Origin of the sequence: Acinetobacter sp. 22301 (assembly GCF_052045285.1) — a bacterium.
GTDB lineage: Bacteria > Pseudomonadota > Gammaproteobacteria > Pseudomonadales > Moraxellaceae > Acinetobacter > Acinetobacter pittii.
In genome coordinates this window covers 1-642 of sequence record NZ_JBQEOR010000028.1, presented here as the reverse complement: position 1 = coordinate 642, position 642 = coordinate 1, and the positions used below count along the sequence as shown (strand labels likewise).

1 protein-coding gene is annotated in these 642 nt (G+C 44.2%); it reads right to left on the bottom strand.

Annotated elements, in window-relative coordinates; genetic code table 11:
• Nucleotides 1-642: EF-Tu/IF-2/RF-3 family GTPase (locus ACTJJH_RS18360; RefSeq protein WP_262469241.1), on the bottom strand; the 642-nt coding region annotated here is incomplete at its 5' end.

Here is a 642-nt window from a genome sequence, read left to right as displayed (position 1 = left end):
TTATGCAGTTACTTTCGCAACAACACCAGCACCTACAGTACGACCACCTTCACGGATCGCAAAACGTAGACCTGGGTCCATTGCGATTGGGTGGATTAATTCTACTGACATTTCAACGTTGTCGCCTGGCATAACCATTTCAACGCCGTCTTGTAATTGGATTGCACCAGTTACGTCAGTTGTACGGAAGTAGAACTGTGGACGGTAACCATTTAAGAATGGAGTGTGACGACCACCTTCTTCTTTAGAAAGTACGTATACTTCTGCGTCGAATTTAGTGTGCGGCTTGATTGTACCTGGTTTAGCAAGTACTTGACCACGTTGTACGTCTTCACGCTTAGTACCACGAAGTAAGATACCACAGTTCTCACCTGCACGGCCTTCGTCAAGAAGTTTACGGAACATTTCTACGCCAGTTACAGTTGTTTTAACTGTATCTTTAATACCAACGATCTCTACTTCTTCACCAACTTTAACGATACCAGCTTCTACACGGCCTGTTACTACAGTACCACGACCAGAAATTGAGAATACGTCTTCGATTGGCATTAAGAATGCTTTGTCGATAGCACGTTCTGGTTCTGGGATGTAAGAGTCAAGCGCTTCAACAAGAGCAAGAACTGAAGACTCACCATATTGACC